This is a genomic window from Anabaena sp. UHCC 0187, assembly GCF_009712035.1.
Lineage (GTDB): Bacteria > Cyanobacteriota > Cyanobacteriia > Cyanobacteriales > Nostocaceae > Dolichospermum.
The window spans coordinates 584,139-600,193 of the sequence record NZ_VILB01000011.1; the positions used below are offsets into that span (position 1 = coordinate 584,139).

Below are 16,055 nucleotides of genomic sequence, written 5' to 3' on the forward strand. Positions count from 1 at the left end.
TCTAATACCAGAAATATGAAAATACTCATCCTTAATGCCGGTTCTAGCAGCCAAAAGAGTTGTCTGTATGAGATTACAGACTCTCTTCCTACCCTAGCACCCCAACCCCTGTGGGAAGGAAAAATTAACTGGACTCAAGACCAAAATCAGGCGGAAATTACAGTTAAAACTGCTACTGGTGCAACACTGCAAGAAACCATTGCTGGTGATTCTCGCCAGGGGCAATTTGCGTATTTGCTGTCTACTCTCGTACATGGTTCAACTAAGGTAATTGATAATTTATCCGTGATAGATGTGGTGGGACATCGAGTAGTTCATGGTGGTAAAGATTACCAAGAAGCTGTAATAATTACGGAAGAAATTAAACAGGCGATCGCTCATTTATGCAATCTCGCCCCAGCACACAATCCAGCAGCTTTAGCTGGTATCGAAGCCATAGAAAAAAGTTTGGGCGATGTGAGTCAAGTCGCAGTTTTTGATACCGGATTTCACCGCACCTTACCCGATGCCGCCGCTATCTATCCGATTCCCTATGAGTTAGTAGAGCAAGGTATTCGCCGTTACGGCTTTCATGGCATCAGCCATCAGTATTGTGCTAACCGAGCAGCAGAAATTCTGGGTCAAGATTTATCATCTCTGCGGTTAATTACTTGTCATTTAGGTAATGGTTGCTCCTTAGCCGCCATTAAAAATGGTTGTAGTATTGACACAACCATGGGATTTACGCCCCTAGATGGTTTAATGATGGGTAGCCGCAGCGGTTCAGTTGATCCAGGGATTTTAATTCATTTATTACAGCAGTATAATTACTCTAGTCAAGAACTAGATGATGTATTAAATAAATGTTCTGGATTAAAAGGTATTTCTGGAATTTCCAGCGATTTAAGGGAGGTGATAGCCGCCAAAGAGCAAGGTAATCAACGCGCCCAACTGGCTTGGGATATCTACGTACATCGCTTACGGGCTGGTATCGGGGCAATGCTCGCTAGTTTAGCAGGTTTAGATGTTTTAGTCTTTACCGCCGGAGTAGGAGAAAAATCCCCAGGAATCCGTCAAGCTGCTTGTGAAGCCTTTGAATTTTTGGGGCTGAAAATTGATTTAGAGAAAAATCAACAACAACCTATTGATATTGATATTGCTACACCTGATTCAACTGTGCGAATATTAGTCATAGAAACCCAAGAAGATTGGGCAATAGCTCAACAATGTTGGAAATTACTGCAACAATAATTTAGGAGTCAGGAGTCAGGAGTCAGGAGTCAGGAGTCAGAAAGAAGAAAGAAGAAAGAAGAAAGAAGAAAATTCCCCAGTCCCCAATCCCCAGTCCCCAGTCCCCAGTCCCCAGTCCCCAGTCCCCAATCCCCAGTTCCCAATCCCCAGTCCCCAGTCCCCAGCTATGTTTTTATCTCGTGAAGCTATTACCACACCCTTAATCGCTTGTTTGTGTATTGTCAGCATTAGCTTAATGCAAATACCAAAACTGCAAACACTATTAATTAGTAAACAATCTATTTCCGGAGAAACTCTGGAAAAAGACCTCAAAAAAGAAAGTCTCCGCTTAAACTTACTCCAAAACTTCCCCAGTTTTAGTTATAAAAACCTGATTGCAGATTGGGTATATATTGATTTTTTGCAATTCTTTGGCGATGATCAAGCTAGAGACCAAACAGGGTACAGTCTTAGTCCAGAATATTTTGAAGTGATTTTAGGACGTGACCCACGTTTTTTAGAAGCTTATCTAGGACTTTCTGTAAGTACCTCTTTATACGGTGGGATGCCAGAAAAGTCTATAGCTTTAATGGATAAAGGATTAAAATCTTTATCCCCACAATTACCACAAAAATCCTACTATATCTGGCGTTATAAAGGCACAGATGAATTATTATTTTTAGGTAATGCTCAAGCAGCACAAATATCTTTTCTCAAAGCCGCAGAATGGGCAAACACTTATACTGATGAAGACAGTAAACAAGTAGCATTTATTTCTCAGAAAACTGCGGAATTCCTCAGTAAAAATCCTGATAGCAAATCAGCCCGAATTTCTACATGGATGATGGTTTTAAACAATAAAGTAGACGAAAAAACTCGCAAACGAGCAATTCGGGAAATTGAAGCTCTCGGAGGTGAGGTGGTTACTAATCCCGACGGCACAAGCAGTATTAAATTACCAGAAAAAGATTGATTGGGGACTGGGGACTGGGGACTGGGGAATTTTCTTCTTCTTCCTGACTCGGTGACTCCTAACTTCTGACTCGGTGACTCCTGTTAAGAATGGTTAGAATAGAACTCCTACTATCCTCACATTTTCAACCTGCGGGGGATGGGGGATTATTTTTATCATGACAGGAGGATTATTTTAAGATATCTTAAGATAAGTTAACATAATTATCATAATGTCATCTCTCTTAGAGAAGCTCAGTATAAGCAGCAACAAAGTACAGGAGAATCAACATCGGTGAATAATAAAAGATGGAGAAATACGGGGCTGTACGCGCTCCTTTTTATAGTTGTCATTGCTCTAGGAACAGCATTTTTTGACAAACAGCCTCAAAGTAGAGAAACATGGCGCTACAGTCAGTTTATCCAAGAAGTTGAACAAGGCAAGGTTGAGAGAGTCAGTTTAAGTTCTGACCGTTCTACAGCCCTGGTAACACCCAAGGACGGAAACAAAAAGATCGTTACCTTAGTGAACGACTCAGATTTAATCAACACTTTAACAGCGAAAGGTGTTGATATTGCCGTATTACCTCAAGCAGACGAGGGATTTTGGTTTAAAGCCCTCAGCAGCTTATTCTTCCCTGTATTGCTGCTAGTTGGTTTATTTTTCCTTCTCCGTCGCGCTCAAAGTGGTCCTGGTAGCCAAGCCATGAACTTTGGTAAATCTAAAGCCAGAGTGCAAATGGAACCCCAAACCCAAGTGACATTTGGGGACGTTGCGGGTATTGACCAAGCCAAATTAGAACTAAATGAAGTTGTAGACTTTCTGAAAAACGCTGATCGCTTTACCGCCATTGGTGCAAAAATTCCTAAAGGTGTACTTTTAGTAGGACCTCCTGGTACTGGTAAAACCCTCCTCGCGCGGGCTGTTGCTGGGGAAGCTGGTGTTCCTTTCTTCTCAATTTCTGGTTCTGAATTTGTAGAAATGTTCGTTGGTGTGGGTGCTTCCCGCGTCCGCGATTTATTTGAACAAGCAAAAACCAACGCTCCTTGTATCGTCTTTATTGATGAAATTGACGCGGTAGGTCGTCAACGGGGTGCTGGTTTAGGTGGTGGTAACGACGAACGGGAACAAACCCTTAACCAATTGCTGACCGAAATGGACGGCTTTGAAGGTAACACCGGTATTATTATTATTGCTGCTACCAACCGTCCTGATGTCCTAGACGCGGCTTTATTACGTCCTGGTCGTTTTGACCGTCAAGTTGTGGTAGACCGTCCCGACTACGCTGGTAGAAGTGAAATCCTCAGAGTTCACGCCCGTGGTAAAACTTTATCTAAAGATGTAGACTTGGATAAAATCGCCCGTCGGACTCCTGGTTTTACCGGTGCAGATTTATCTAACTTACTCAATGAAGCGGCAATTTTAGCCGCCCGTCGGAATTTAACCGAAATTTCGATGGATGAAATTAATGATGCAATTGACCGTGTATTAGCAGGGCCCGAAAAGAAAGACCGGGTAATGAGCGAAAAGCGCAAAACTTTGGTTGCATACCATGAAGCTGGTCATGCTTTAGTTGGGGCTTTAATGCCTGACTATGACCCTGTGCAAAAGATTAGCATTATTCCCCGTGGTCGGGCTGGTGGTTTAACTTGGTTTACTCCTAGCGAAGACCGTATGGACACTGGTTTATACAGCCGCGCTTATTTGGAAAATCAAATGGCTGTGGCTTTAGGTGGTCGTCTCGCTGAAGAAATTATCTTTGGTGAAGAGGAAGTGACGACAGGTGCTTCTAACGATTTACAGCAAGTCGCACGGGTAGCTAAACAAATGATAACTCGGTTTGGCATGAGCGATCGCTTGGGTCCAGTTGCCCTGGGTCGTCAACAAGGAAATATGTTCCTGGGTCGAGATATTATGTCAGAACGCGACTTCTCAGAAGAAACCGCTGCTGCTATTGACGAAGAAGTTCGGAAGTTAGTAGATACTGCTTATATTCGGGCTAAAGAAGTTTTAGTTAATAACCGCAAGGTTTTAGATGAAATTGCTCAAATGCTGATTGAAAAGGAAACCGTTGACGCTGAGGAATTGCAAGAAATCCTTGGTAATAACGATGTAAAAATGGCTGCTTTTGCGTAATTTCTCTTAAACATTGAATTAGGGTAATTCTGGATTTTCTAGAATTACCCTAATTTTTTGACTTTATAAGCATTAAAAGCATTAACTCAAATGATTCTCTAACAAAGACGCTATAGTCTCTGGATGAACTTTCTTATACTGCTTTTTACCTAACATCAAAACACAATTGGGGGCGCTGCTACAGCGTTTTTGACAATTAGTATGTTCAATTGTCACTTTATCAGATAAACCATGATCGCCCAAAGTTTTTTCTAAGTCCGATAATAACCCCTTTCCACCCCGTTTCAGACAACCAGATTTTTGACAAACCATAATCTTGGGTTTAGGTTGGGGAAGTTGCTGTTTGAGCAGACAAAAACCAACTGCTTGGATTTGATAAGCTTCCAGTTTTAATTTATTATTACGGGGGTTTAATTTACTAATAGCATCTATATGAATTTGTTCACCAGGGACTAAAGATAAACCTAGAGAACAACGTAAATTTTTAGGAATTTTAACCTTAATATTTCCCCCAGAAATTCCTAACTGTAAATGTTTATATTTCTGAGTTTTTTTACCTGCAAAACCTAAAAACTGTCCTTCAATATTCAATTCCGATAAAGCCAAATATTTTTCACCCATTTTCGATAACCTAATTTTTTCAAGAGAAAATAATCAACCCCACATTATCAACTGATAATTAATCCATGTCCCCCTCCTCGCTTGCGGGGAGGGGTTCTTCTATCTCACTCAACCGAGAATCACTATAGCTAACGACTAACGGCTGAATATTTGGATTTTAAGGAAGGCGTTTAGCTTCTACTGTTATGGGTAAACGACTTTTATCGGGAAATTCACTAAATTCTAATTCCCAACCATTAGTTAAAGTGAGAATTTTACCTGCTGCACCATCTCTTTCTTTGACTACTTCTTCTTCTAAATCTTTTTTAGGGACGTAGACCACTAAAGTACCAGCATCATTCATTCGGAGCATTACTTTCATGTGTTTCCTCAGCAGATTCTAGTTCTCTTTTTCGACAACCGATGATGTACCCTGTTTCCAAAAAATGGACAGCATAGATATAATAAGCTTGCAAAAATGTGCCAATGCTGGAGACATAACCAACATCACCAATTTTTGCTAAAACTTCCCCAATTTCTCTACCGGGAAAAGTTCCATCGTTTTTGATTAGTTTCTTAACTCGAACTTTTTGACCAATTTCAAAAATGGGTTGCGAGTCTAGTTCTATTTCATCACGTTGCATGGGAATACCTTTTTTCGCTGACTAAATTTAATAATTCTTCTGTAGTGAGACTGCGTTTTTTGAGGATTGATTGCTGACGGACTACATCTAAAATAGCTTGGGTTTCTTGAGAATCAAGAAAAATTCCATGCTGTTCTAATAGATTAGATAATGAATGCCGACCAGAATGTTTACCTATGACTAAACGCCGTTCCCAACCCACATCTTCAGGAGCATAAGGTTCATAAGTAACGGGGTTTTGCAATACACCATGAGCATGAATACCAGACTCATGAGCAAAGGTATTTTCACCCACAATTGCTTTCCAAGGTTGAACATTAGCGCCGGAAGCTTTAGCGACTAATTGAGATAGTTTTAACAAGTGTTGAGTTTGAATCCCCAAATCAACACCGTAAATACATTTAAGAGCCATAATTACTTCTTCTAAAGCTGCATTTCCGGCTCTTTCTCCTAGTCCATTAACGGTAGTATTTACAGATACGGCACCAGCTTTAATTCCCGCTAAGGCGTTAGCAGTTGCTAGTCCAAAATCATTATGGGTGTGAATCTCAATTGGAATTGATAGAGTTGATACTAAATGCTTAACTTTAAGGTGAGTTCGGAAGGGATCAAGTACCCCAACGGTATCACAAAACCGAAACCGAGATGCTCCCCATTCTTGTGATAACATGGCAACATCTTGGAGAAAATTTTCGTCGGCTCTAGAAGAATCTTCGCCACCAACTGATACCCAAAGACCTTGATCTAAGGCAAAGCTAATACAGTCTTTTAGTTTTTGTAAACTTACTCGCCATTGTCCATGAAATTTAGCGGCAATTTGCACTCCAGACACAGGAATGGCAATATGTACTCGCTCTAATCCACAGGCTATAGAAGCTTTAATATCTGATAATACAGCGCGATTCCAACCTAATAATTTAGCTTGTAAATCTAAGTTACGAATGGCAACAATAGCGCGAATTTCTTCTTCTCCCATTGCCGGAATTCCTACTTCTAATTCATGGACACCAATGGCATCTAAGAATTGAGCGATCGCTACTTTCTCTTCTAAGTTAAAAGCAACACCTGCTGCCTGTTCCCCATCACGTAATGTCGTATCATTAATCATGATTTGATACATTTTTAACATCCCTCTAGCGGAGTTTTTTTGTCATATCTTTGTTCGCTACAATCATTTTTAGTGGTAGATGGATAATAAATACTTGATTGCGCGAATAAATCATTAATCATGATTTACGATCCTTAATTATTAATCAAATATTTCTGTTGCATCTGTATGGCAGGGAACAAAAAATAAGTATAATTTATCAAATATTTTTCGTGGTATTATTTATAGATTTTGTTAGTAGCCAATAACCCATATAAATATTAACAAACCCTGTAAGAAATAACATACTTATGCCAGCAATTAAGCTAGTAATCATAATTTTTACCTCATATTTTTACTGATAATTTTTCATCTACCTTAATTCAGAGTGTTCTGCAAGCCAATCAAAAATTCTGTCTAGTTGTTGTAAATCCACTAAACCATATTGCCAAAGCAGCATTGGTAAAGGTCCATGATTGAATTCAGGATGCCGCGTTGCTACCGCAATATCAGCCGTGGAAAGTGCTAGTTCTTTTTGGAGAAATTGCAGTAACTTCCTATCAATACTATTAATCACCATAATTGGGCATTCACAATCTTAATCAACATAAGGTAGCAGTTATTCCCATCAGCAATTACTAATTATTTTAGTTTTAGCAATCTGGGTGAACCTAAGCTTATGTGAATTATCTTGAATATGCAAGATAGTTTGTGAGTGAACAATGACTTGAGATAAATCAGACTGGCATCAAGAACTAAGCTTTGATATGCTTTTGATTAGACATTTCCAAAAGCATTAATTGTCATCAGTCATACTAACCAAAGAAACATGATTGTTTTCAGCAATCTTTACTCAACACCGTTGCACAAACAATTCTCTAGCCATTTCACTAATTGATGACGAGAAGCAAAAAATTGCATTAATGTACTACGAACAAGAATCGCTTCTTGCAGATTATTAACTTGTACGCGTAAAGACCCATCCGGAGGACAGGAACAGGAAATCATCAACTCTTGCAAACGGTGATAAATACACCATCTATCACCTAAAGGAATCTGCAAAACTTGTTCACCGACAGTTAAAAAATTACAATTTGGTGACATCAGTAAAATTTACGAAGTTGATGTTATTGATCATCTTGGTGATGATTTGTCAGAGTTTGGAGTTGTTGTTCTAATTGTTCAATGCGCGAGAGCAAAGAACCGATCACACCTGCCTCTATATCAGGTAGTTTGTCATGTTCTAAGGGAGAAATGGGGTTACTAGACTTACGGGAAATAATCCGTCCAGGAATGCCGACAACGGTGGCATCTGGAGGCACATCACGCAAGACTATTGAACCTGCACCGATCCGCACGCGATCGCTAATTTGAATATTTCCTAATACTTTCGCACCTGCACCGACAACAACGTTATTACCCAAAGTGGGATGACGTTTACCGCTTTCTTTGCCAGTTCCTCCTAATGTTACACCCTGATAAATGAGTGTATAATCTCCGATAATGGCAGTTTCACCAATCACAACACCCATGCCATGATCAATAAATACACCTTTGCCAATTCTTGCCCCTGGGTGAATTTCAATACCTGTGAAAAACCGTCCCCAATGGGAAATTAACCGGGGAATAAAACTTACTTTGTGGATATGTAACCAGTGTGCAAGACGATGTAAACACAGAGCATGAAATCCAGGGTAACAAAAGATTACCTCTAACCAATTACGTGCGGCTGGATCACGCTCAAAAATGATCCGAAAATCACTAATTAATGGTTCTAAAAAAAGTCTAGGACTTTCATTTTTCCGTAGCTTTGTATTTCCAGCATCGGTTTTACTGATACTGTTTAAAGACTGGTGCATTGGTACTGTTAGGTGAAAAGATCCTGTACTGTTTTCATGCTTATAGCAGATAACTTCCCAGCGGACAAAATTAGCAACGCAGATTAGATTTATTAAATTTATTACGGTTGTACTCAATAGGTTTAAACCCCTATTTAACAGAACTTTACATTTTCTGTTGGGGTAGGGGTACTAGCTTTTGATTACAGGGGTACTGGTATTTTTGGTTGAGGGATTCAGCTTTTTTGTACTCAAAACAAATCTCTTAACCTGTGAGGCTTTGCTGCTATTTAGGCAAGATATTTGGCAAGATATTCAGTTGTACTCATTTCCTCAGAAACGTTGTCTTAATGACAGTAAATATAAGTTTTATGTATTACCGACTACTATTAATATTTTATGGTTTTGGTAGTCAAAAGGTAGATTTCTTTATTTTGTTTTCGGATTTGTTTGCTGTATGTGGCGATACGAAATTACAATCAGGAGAATAAAAGCTGGCAAGTTATCATCTAGCTGTACGCATTTGAATGAGATAGAAAAATTAGATCAAAAGCCATACAGCATTCTTACTTTCATGCCTGAATTTACCTATATGTAGATGCTATTGATAATTAGCCATATTTAATGTAGCAATTCCTGAAACCGCTTTTCACCACGAAGTTTATCAAAATCCGTGTCGGTTTTCGCTAGATTTTGATATTTTTTGGGTACAAGCTGTATGGCTTTTTTGAGGTTTTCAATTGCTAGTTCTAGATTATTTTGCAAGGCATAATTACAAGCTTTGTTATAATATGCTTGATGCAAATTAGGCTCGATAGTAATTGCTTGATTGTAAGATGCTAAAGCTTCTTTGTAGCGGTGCAATTTTGTGAGCGCAATTCCTCGGTTAATCCAAGCCTCATGTTTATTTGAGTGAATGGCAATTGCTTCATCATAAGATTTTACAGCTTCATCGTAACGTCGCAAAGCTGTTAAAGCATTACCGCGATTATACCAAGCTTCATCTTGATTTGGGCGAATAGCGATCGCTTTATCATAAGATTCTACAGATTCTGGATATTGTTGCAAAGCTATCAAGGCATTGCCTCGATTTACCCATGTTTCTGCACTATCAGTTTTAATAGCTATCACCTGATTATAGGCTACTAAAGCTTCTCGATAACGATGGGTATCTAATAAACCATTACCTTGCAGTAATAAATTTTCTGCTTTTTGACTATCTTGTACTTCTGTAATCAGTTGATTAACATTGCTTTCTTGAACAACTTGTTTAGCATTTTCAGATGAAGAATTTGCTAAGTCACTACAGCCAATTGCTAAGAAACTGATTAAACCAGAGGCAATTAAGCGTTGCCAAATTACCATATTGCACCTACAAAAATTATAATGATGATCCTAGAACTGATGGGGATTTAAAAGTCGTATCAAAATCAACTAATTGTTATTAATTGTTTTTTGATTGTGCAAACTAAAGATGAAGATTCTGATAAAATTTTCATAAATTACGCATACGATACCATACTCATACTCAATAAATCAAGTCAGGCAATATCGAAATTTTAAATGAACTATGATAAAATGACCTGCTTGTTGCTTGTGGAGGCAGAAAATTTTCTTACTAACTCATTTGTCAAAGGTTAGAAATATATAATACTGTTAAATAAGTGTTTTTACAAGGTTTGAGTTTATAATAAGGCGATTAAAGGAAAATTAAAAAGTATGACTATTAATGAATCTGACGCATCCCACCCATCTTCCCCAGAGATAACCCAGGAAGATGAATTTGAAATTGGTGGAACTGATAGCTCATTAGTAGCAGAAGAACTGGAAAAAAAACAAGTAACTGGAAAATCTTCCCTGAAGACAAATATTATCAAAGGAACTTCTTTTTTGCTTGAGAGTAACTCCAGTCTTCAAGTTGCTATTACCCCAAGAATTTTATTATTCACTACCTTGGCGATCGCTATAACTTTCATTAGTATTGTCATTAATAACTCATTTCTGGGGATTTTGGCAACCTTGGCAACTTTGCTATTATCATTGTTAATCCTCTTCCCCTGGTTGCAAGATGTTATCCAAGAGTGGTTTTCACCCGAAGATAGAAATGTGTTTGTTGGCTTAATCGGCATAGTAGTAGCCATAATTGGCTTATTCAAATTTACTCATTTGGGTAATAGTTTACTGCGGTGGGGAAGGAGAATCAACTGGGATGCCTCTGGAACTTTAGCCGAATGGTTTGGAGCTTTGGGGCAAATTGCCATTGCTATTATTGCCGTTTATGTAGCGTGGCGACAATATGTAATTTCCAAGGATCTCACCATTCAACAAAACCTGCTGACTGTACAGCAAAATATCATTACCCAACAACAAACCATAGACTCCTATTTTCAAGGAGTTTCCGACTTGGTACTAGACGAAGAAGGATTATTAGAAGACTGGCCGCAAGAAAGAGCGATCGCTGAAGGACGCACCGCCGCTATATTTAGTAGTGTAGATGGCAGTGGTAAAGCCAAAATTCTGCGGTTTCTCTCCCGTTCTAAATTACTCTCTCCCCTCCAACGCGATCGCCGTCTCGGAAGAGCTATTCTAGACGGTAGTGGTGGTTATGCCGAAGATCGTTTAGAAGGGGTGCGGGTCATTGATTTAGGTGTCATGTTAGCAGGTGCGGATCTGGCTGATAATGATTTACGCTGGACAGATTTAAGTGAAGCCAATCTTATCCGTGCTAACCTGAGCAATTGCGATTTAGTAAAAGCTAACCTTTCCCGAACAATATTATATGATGCCAATCTCAGCAATGCTGATTTAAACGGAGTTCGCCTATTTTATGGTTTGGTAGAACAGGTATCCCCCCGCAGCCGCACTGAAAGACCTAACTATGAAACAGGGGAACACACTGGTGCAGTTGTGGAAAATGCCAACTTCACCAACGCACAACGAATGTCAGAATCTACTCGTTACTACTGTTGTGCTTGGTGTGGAGAAAAAACTAGAAGCACAATTCCCGGTGGTTGTGAAGGAATTCCTAATAAATTGGGTAGGTAAAATACTCTCACAAAAAGAAAGCATCTGCATTGAGTTTCTTTATTTTGAATTTTGAATTTATGACTCGTCCTATTCAATTTAATAATCATCCTTTTCGATTTCTACTGTACTTGGAATGGCTATTATTGGGATTTTCCGCCTTAATGGCATTAATGCCATCGCCTTCACCGCGCTTTTCGGCAATGTTTCCAGAACTAACAATTTGCAGTTTAGCGGTTTTTGGTTTAATGGGGTTAAGATTACCTACTTATAATAAAACCAATAAAGTTATCTATACAGCTATTGAAGTAGTATTAATTTTAATTACTGGCTTTTTTGGGGGCAGAAGTGCCAGACTTTTTCCCTTTCTCTATCTAATTTTAGTAACTCGCAGTTGTTTAATTTTTCAACTTCCAGGACGATTAACAGTTACTTTTTCGTCATTTATTTTATTTTTATTGACTCTTAGACAACGCATACCTACCGGGAGATTTTCACCAGTAAACCAAGAAAAATTTCGGTTTTTTAGTTTTAGTTTAGCAGTTTTGTTCGGTTTAAGTTTAGTATTTATTTTATTATTAATGAATGCTGTTTTATCTGAACGGCAAAGCCGAGATAAACTAGAAGCTGCCAACGAAAAACTCCGTCAATATGCCTTAAAAATTGAAAATCAAGCTACCTTAGAAGAACGGAACCGCATTGCTAGAGAAATTCATGATTCTTTAGGACATTCTCTCACCGCTTTAAATCTGCAATTAGAAACTGCTTTAAAGTTGTCAAAATATGATATACCTAGAGCTATGACATTTTTAGCCACAGCTAAAGAACTAGGTTCAAAAGCCTTGCAAGATGTTCGTCAATCTGTCTCTACTATGCTATCGCACCCTTTGCAACAGCAATCTTTAGAACAGGCAATTAATATCCTCGCGGGGGATTTTCAGCGTTCTACTGGCATTTTACCCAGTTGTCACGTCTCTATTATTTTTCCATTGTCTATGGAAATCAGCACTCCTATTTATCGGATTATTCAAGAATCATTCACAAATATTTCTAAATATGCCCAAGCCACAGAAGTTCAACTAGAATTAACAACAACATTAGAAACTTTGAAGTTAATAATTCAGGACAATGGCAAAGGTTTTGATTTAGAGCAAAATACTACTGGATTCGGTTTACAAAGTATGCGTGATCGCACCTTAGCATTAGGTGGTGAATTTCATATTCATAGTAGTGATAATGCTGGTTGTCAAATTATAGTTAATATCCCTTTACCCAGATACAAATAATGATTACAGTCTTACTGGTAGACGATCAAAGTTTAATTCGTCAAGGTTTAAGAGCATTATTAGAATTAGAACCAGATATAGAAATTGTCGGAGAAGCAGAAAATGGTCAAATTGCAATTAATCTAGTCAAAGAACTACAACCAAATGTAATTTTAATGGATGTCAGAATGCCGATTATGGATGGAGTTGCTGCTACCAAAGAAATTAATCACCACTTCCCTCAGAGTAAAGTTCTCATCTTAACAACTTTTGATGATGAACAATATGTGAAAGCAGCACTGCAAAATGGAGCAATGGGTTATTTACTCAAAGATACACCCTCAGAAGAGTTAGCAGTTGCCATTCGTGCTGTTGACAAAGGATATTCCCAATTAGGGCCAGGAATAGTCAAAAAACTTGTCACGCAATTTCCTGCGACTCCACCGGTACTATCTGTACCACCGAATTTAGCTGAACTTACACCTAGAGAAAAGGAAGTTTTGCGGTTAATTGCCATTGGTGACAATAATCGAGAAATTGCCCAAAAACTTTACATTTCCGAGGGTACAGTCAAAAATCATGTGACAAATATTTTAAATAGACTCAATCTCCGTGATCGCACGCAAGCAGCTATCCTAGCCAATAGTTTTTTTACTTATATAGAACAAGACATATAGTGAAAATAGCCCCTATTTGATTTAAATATTAATTACTGGATTGAGAGATGTAGTTGTTACTATATTTACGCGTACATTAGCTATTTATCTTGACAAAAGTTAATACAAAATACTCAAGAATGATTGGGCTAAAATCCCTAAAAAGCTTGCTGTACATAAATTAAATTGTTTAAATGGCAAGAAAAAAATTTATACATAGACTTAACTTATATTAATGATAAATGCCAAGGAATTCAGTATTTTCTCGGTACTATATTAGTCTGGACTACGGCATAATTTAAATCACAAGGGCGTTAATGAAGAGGCATCCATTTACACAGTTATATGATTGTTTAAACATGAATTGTAAACATGATCTAAAAAGCCGATTTTTCGATAAACGAATTCAAATTCAACACAACAGGGAATAATCATAATGGCTATTAACACACAAAAACTCGGCATGGTTTTGCAAAACTTCGTAAGTGGAACTCCTGATGTCCAGGGAGCAGCACTTGTGACTCCAGATGGTCTACCCTTAGGCGCAAGCTTACCTGGTGGGATGGATGAAGAGAGAGTCTCAGCGATGTCAGCATCTATGTTATCCTTGGGCGAAAGAATTGGTATGGAATTAGCCAGGGGAACTATTGACCGAATATTTGTAGAAGGTAATAAAGGCTTTGCTATATTAACTGGTTGTGGTCAAGATGCCGTGCTCCTGGTTTTAGCCAGTGAAACTGCTAAACAAGGGGTTCTAATGCTAGAAATCAAGCGAGTTCTCGCAGAACTAAAGCTGATCCTATAAATACCTTGCAGGTAACTTAATTGGAGTTCCCTGATAAATAAATATTGCTGATTTTGGGGAACTTCGTATTTAATTGGATGGGTTTATTTTTGTAGCAAGCAGCTAGATTGGTCGTGTCAGACTGTGGACTGGAGAGCACCGACTTTGCCGGAGTAAACAGGAAGAAAATGTGAGCAATCTTGAGCATTTTTGTATCGGAGTGGATAAAGATGGAAGTTATGCGCTTGGTTGTCACTGGAACTGTAGGAGCAGGTAAATCAACCTTTATCCGTTCTGTTAGTGAAATTGAAGTTGTAGATACAGATACAGTTGCAACTGATGAAACAGCATTGCTGAAGAAAAGAACCACTGTAGCCTTTGACTTCGGCAGATTGCAATTTGGTCCAGATATGGCATTGCACCTTTACGGAACACCTGGTCAAACTCGCTTTGACTTTATGTGGGATATTCTCATAAACAAGGCACACGCTTATATTGTACTCATAGCAGCCCATAGACCGAGAGAATTTCGTCAGGCACGAAATATTATCAATTTTATGCAAGCGCGAGTAAGTGTACCTATGATTATCGGTATTACCCATACAGATTTTCCTGGAGCTTGGGCTGAGGAAGATATATACCTAGCGATTGGTTATGTAGATGAACAGAATCGGCCTCCTCTAGTTAAGGTGAATCCCAACGAAAGAGACTCAGTAGCTGAAGCCGTGATTCATTTAGTACAGCACTTAATGGAAAGTTGTGCTGTTGAGAGTTAAAAGCTTTTTTTTGAAAGTACAAATTGGGATTTTGAATTCTGGGTTTTAATAAATCTCTTCTTCATCAAGGAGGCCGATTATGTCTATTAATGGTAATTTTGCAGATTTTTCTTTGCCCGAACTATTGCAATTTTTAGATCAAGGCAAAAAGACAGGTGTACTTCACATTGAATTATCATCTAATTCTAATCAAACTAACGCCAAACAAATTTATTATATTTGGTTGCATCAAGGACGGGTTATAGCTGCATCCGATCGTTTAGATCAACAAGGTTTAACCTTAATGATTGCTCAACGCGGATGGATAAGTGAGCGGGTAATTTCCAGAGTAACTCACATTTCTTCCTGTTTTATTAATTCACCTTTGGGACTATGCCTAAAATCCCAAGCTTTAATCCAATCAGAACAACTGAAACTGTTGTTTAACTCTCAAGTTCTCCGTCCAGTCTGTGCCTTATTTCAAATTAAAGATGGTCAGTTCAAATTTGAACCAATTACAGCCTTACCATTGGGAGAAATGACAGGTTTAAGTATGTCCGCAACCGAAGTTATATTAATCGGTTTGCGAGCATTACGAGATTGGAGTGCTTTAGCCGAAAAACTACCAGATCCCACTTCCGGTTTATCAGGTTTAAGTTCAAAACAGCCTAAACTTCAGCTAAATGCTCAAGAATGGCAAGTATGGGAATTTGCTAATGGTGAAGTTCCCCTAGAAAAAATTGCCAATCAACTCAACCTCACCGTAGATACAGTATTGCAAATAGCTTTTCGTTTGATTGTCGTCGGTTTGGCAGAAGAGCATTTTATGGTTGCTACTAATTCTATGCCCATGATAGAAGAAGTTTCATCTCACGAAATACCTTTAGTCGAATCAGTACCAGAACCAGTTCAAAAGCCCGCTGTTAGTCAATCATTCCTCAAAAATTTAGTAGGTTTTCTGCGGAGTAAAACTGGTTGATTATACTTCTGCTGGTACTATCTTAATTTTGAGAAATTTCCCCACTCTCTCTTTTGTCAAATATCAACAAAAGTTCATTAAATCTCCATCTAATTATCAATGTATAGAATCCTTTACCTGAGAATT

17 protein-coding genes are annotated in these 16,055 nt (G+C 38.5%); 9 read left to right on the plus strand and 8 right to left on the minus strand.

The genetic code is table 11. From position 1 onward, the window contains the following. Window positions 1–15: 15 nt before the first annotated feature. From FJR11_RS11765 to ftsH3, 3 genes are all read left to right on the plus strand, one after another. A complete protein-coding gene (locus FJR11_RS11765) occupies window positions 16–1,230 on the plus strand; it encodes an acetate kinase (protein ID WP_168503848.1) in 1,215 nt (404 codons plus the stop codon). 166 nt (window positions 1,231–1,396) lie between these two features. Then, a complete protein-coding gene (locus FJR11_RS11770; protein ID WP_168503849.1) occupies window positions 1,397–2,182 on the plus strand; it encodes a hypothetical protein in 786 nt (261 codons plus the stop codon). 273 nt (window positions 2,183–2,455) lie between these two features. Beyond that, window positions 2,456–4,297: an ATP-dependent zinc metalloprotease FtsH3 gene (ftsH3, locus tag FJR11_RS11775; RefSeq protein ID WP_168503850.1), complete on the plus strand. Its 1,842-nt coding sequence runs from the start codon at window positions 2,456–2,458 to the stop codon at window positions 4,295–4,297. 81 nt (window positions 4,298–4,378) lie between these two features. Here ftsH3 and FJR11_RS11780 read toward each other — a convergent pair whose 3' ends face one another. The 8 genes from FJR11_RS11780 to FJR11_RS11815 form a co-directional block, all read right to left on the minus strand. Further along, window positions 4,379–4,918, minus strand: coding sequence for a (2Fe-2S) ferredoxin domain-containing protein (locus FJR11_RS11780; protein WP_168503851.1), 540 nt, complete (start codon window positions 4,916–4,918; stop codon window positions 4,379–4,381). 157 nt (window positions 4,919–5,075) lie between these two features. Continuing rightward, on the minus strand, window positions 5,076–5,279 hold the full coding sequence (gene nifT / locus FJR11_RS11785) for a putative nitrogen fixation protein NifT (protein WP_168503852.1): 204 nt from the start codon (window positions 5,277–5,279) through the stop codon (window positions 5,076–5,078). Next, on the minus strand, window positions 5,254–5,541 hold the full coding sequence (locus FJR11_RS11790) for a nitrogen fixation protein NifZ (protein WP_015078853.1): 288 nt from the start codon (window positions 5,539–5,541) through the stop codon (window positions 5,254–5,256). Before FJR11_RS11790 ends, nifT begins: the two co-directional genes overlap by 26 nt. Further along, the gene (gene nifV, locus FJR11_RS11795) at window positions 5,531–6,661 is read right to left on the minus strand and encodes a homocitrate synthase (RefSeq protein ID WP_168503853.1); all 1,131 of its coding nucleotides are present in this window, start codon (window positions 6,659–6,661) and stop codon (window positions 5,531–5,533) included. Before nifV ends, FJR11_RS11790 begins: the two co-directional genes overlap by 11 nt. Before the next feature lie 340 nt (window positions 6,662–7,001). Beyond that, a complete protein-coding gene (locus FJR11_RS11800; RefSeq protein ID WP_168503854.1) occupies window positions 7,002–7,208 on the minus strand; it encodes a DUF2949 domain-containing protein in 207 nt (68 codons plus the stop codon). A 269-nt stretch (window positions 7,209–7,477) separates the two neighbouring features. Continuing rightward, the gene (locus FJR11_RS11805) at window positions 7,478–7,732 is read right to left on the minus strand and encodes an Asr1405/Asl0597 family protein (protein ID WP_168503855.1); all 255 of its coding nucleotides are present in this window, start codon (window positions 7,730–7,732) and stop codon (window positions 7,478–7,480) included. 23 nt (window positions 7,733–7,755) lie between these two features. Beyond that, the gene (gene cysE / locus FJR11_RS11810; protein ID WP_168503856.1) at window positions 7,756–8,487 is read right to left on the minus strand and encodes a serine O-acetyltransferase; all 732 of its coding nucleotides are present in this window, start codon (window positions 8,485–8,487) and stop codon (window positions 7,756–7,758) included. A 600-nt stretch (window positions 8,488–9,087) separates the two neighbouring features. Continuing rightward, on the minus strand, window positions 9,088–9,831 hold the full coding sequence (locus FJR11_RS11815) for a tetratricopeptide repeat protein (RefSeq protein WP_168503857.1): 744 nt from the start codon (window positions 9,829–9,831) through the stop codon (window positions 9,088–9,090). 354 nt (window positions 9,832–10,185) lie between these two features. On the opposite strand from FJR11_RS11815, the gene FJR11_RS11820 reads away from it, so the two are divergent. The 6 genes from FJR11_RS11820 (at window position 10,186) to FJR11_RS11845 (ending at window position 15,929) form a co-directional block, all read left to right on the plus strand. Beyond that, complete coding sequence (locus tag FJR11_RS11820; RefSeq protein WP_168503858.1) at window positions 10,186–11,511, plus strand: pentapeptide repeat-containing protein; 1,326 nt, start codon at window positions 10,186–10,188, stop codon at window positions 11,509–11,511. Between the two features lie 59 nt (window positions 11,512–11,570). Then, on the plus strand, window positions 11,571–12,776 hold the full coding sequence (locus tag FJR11_RS11825) for a sensor histidine kinase (protein ID WP_168503859.1): 1,206 nt from the start codon (window positions 11,571–11,573) through the stop codon (window positions 12,774–12,776). Continuing rightward, on the plus strand, window positions 12,776–13,432 hold the full coding sequence (locus tag FJR11_RS11830; protein ID WP_168503860.1) for a response regulator transcription factor: 657 nt from the start codon (window positions 12,776–12,778) through the stop codon (window positions 13,430–13,432). The genes FJR11_RS11825 and FJR11_RS11830 overlap by 1 nt, the downstream gene beginning before the upstream one ends. 415 nt (window positions 13,433–13,847) lie before the next feature. Beyond that, a complete protein-coding gene (locus tag FJR11_RS11835) occupies window positions 13,848–14,216 on the plus strand; it encodes a roadblock/LC7 domain-containing protein (protein ID WP_168503861.1) in 369 nt (122 codons plus the stop codon). Window positions 14,217–14,425: 209 nt separating this feature from the next. Continuing rightward, a complete protein-coding gene (locus tag FJR11_RS11840; RefSeq protein WP_168503862.1) occupies window positions 14,426–14,971 on the plus strand; it encodes an ATP/GTP-binding protein in 546 nt (181 codons plus the stop codon). A 79-nt stretch (window positions 14,972–15,050) separates the two neighbouring features. Next, window positions 15,051–15,929 carry a DUF4388 domain-containing protein gene (locus tag FJR11_RS11845; protein ID WP_168503863.1) on the plus strand — a complete coding sequence of 293 codons (879 nt, stop codon included), beginning with the start codon at window positions 15,051–15,053 and terminating at the stop codon, window positions 15,927–15,929. Window positions 15,930–16,055 lie beyond the last annotated feature (126 nt).

What these genes read in the sequence shown, in the direction of transcription:
- FJR11_RS11765 (WP_168503848.1), top strand. Translation starts at nt 16, where the DNA reads ATGAAAATACTCATCCTTAATGCCGGTTCTAGCAGCCAAAAGAGTTGT.
- FJR11_RS11770 (WP_168503849.1), top strand. Translation starts at nt 1,397, where the DNA reads ATGTTTTTATCTCGTGAAGCTATTACCACACCCTTAATCGCTTGTTTG.
- FJR11_RS11780 (WP_168503851.1), bottom strand. Translation starts at nt 4,918, where the DNA reads ATGGGTGAAAAATATTTGGCTTTATCGGAATTGAATATTGAAGGACAG.
- nifT (WP_168503852.1), bottom strand. Translation starts at nt 5,279, where the DNA reads ATGAAAGTAATGCTCCGAATGAATGATGCTGGTACTTTAGTGGTCTAC.
- FJR11_RS11790 (WP_015078853.1), bottom strand. Translation starts at nt 5,541, where the DNA reads ATGCAACGTGATGAAATAGAACTAGACTCGCAACCCATTTTTGAAATT.
- nifV (WP_168503853.1), bottom strand. Translation starts at nt 6,661, where the DNA reads ATGTATCAAATCATGATTAATGATACGACATTACGTGATGGGGAACAG.
- FJR11_RS11800 (WP_168503854.1), bottom strand. Translation starts at nt 7,208, where the DNA reads ATGGTGATTAATAGTATTGATAGGAAGTTACTGCAATTTCTCCAAAAA.
- FJR11_RS11805 (WP_168503855.1), bottom strand. Translation starts at nt 7,732, where the DNA reads ATGTCACCAAATTGTAATTTTTTAACTGTCGGTGAACAAGTTTTGCAG.
- cysE (WP_168503856.1), bottom strand. Translation starts at nt 8,487, where the DNA reads ATGCACCAGTCTTTAAACAGTATCAGTAAAACCGATGCTGGAAATACA.
- FJR11_RS11815 (WP_168503857.1), bottom strand. Translation starts at nt 9,831, where the DNA reads ATGGTAATTTGGCAACGCTTAATTGCCTCTGGTTTAATCAGTTTCTTA.
- FJR11_RS11820 (WP_168503858.1), top strand. Translation starts at nt 10,186, where the DNA reads ATGACTATTAATGAATCTGACGCATCCCACCCATCTTCCCCAGAGATA.
- FJR11_RS11825 (WP_168503859.1), top strand. Translation starts at nt 11,571, where the DNA reads ATGACTCGTCCTATTCAATTTAATAATCATCCTTTTCGATTTCTACTG.
- FJR11_RS11830 (WP_168503860.1), top strand. Translation starts at nt 12,776, where the DNA reads ATGATTACAGTCTTACTGGTAGACGATCAAAGTTTAATTCGTCAAGGT.
- FJR11_RS11835 (WP_168503861.1), top strand. Translation starts at nt 13,848, where the DNA reads ATGGCTATTAACACACAAAAACTCGGCATGGTTTTGCAAAACTTCGTA.
- FJR11_RS11840 (WP_168503862.1), top strand. Translation starts at nt 14,426, where the DNA reads ATGGAAGTTATGCGCTTGGTTGTCACTGGAACTGTAGGAGCAGGTAAA.
- FJR11_RS11845 (WP_168503863.1), top strand. Translation starts at nt 15,051, where the DNA reads ATGTCTATTAATGGTAATTTTGCAGATTTTTCTTTGCCCGAACTATTG.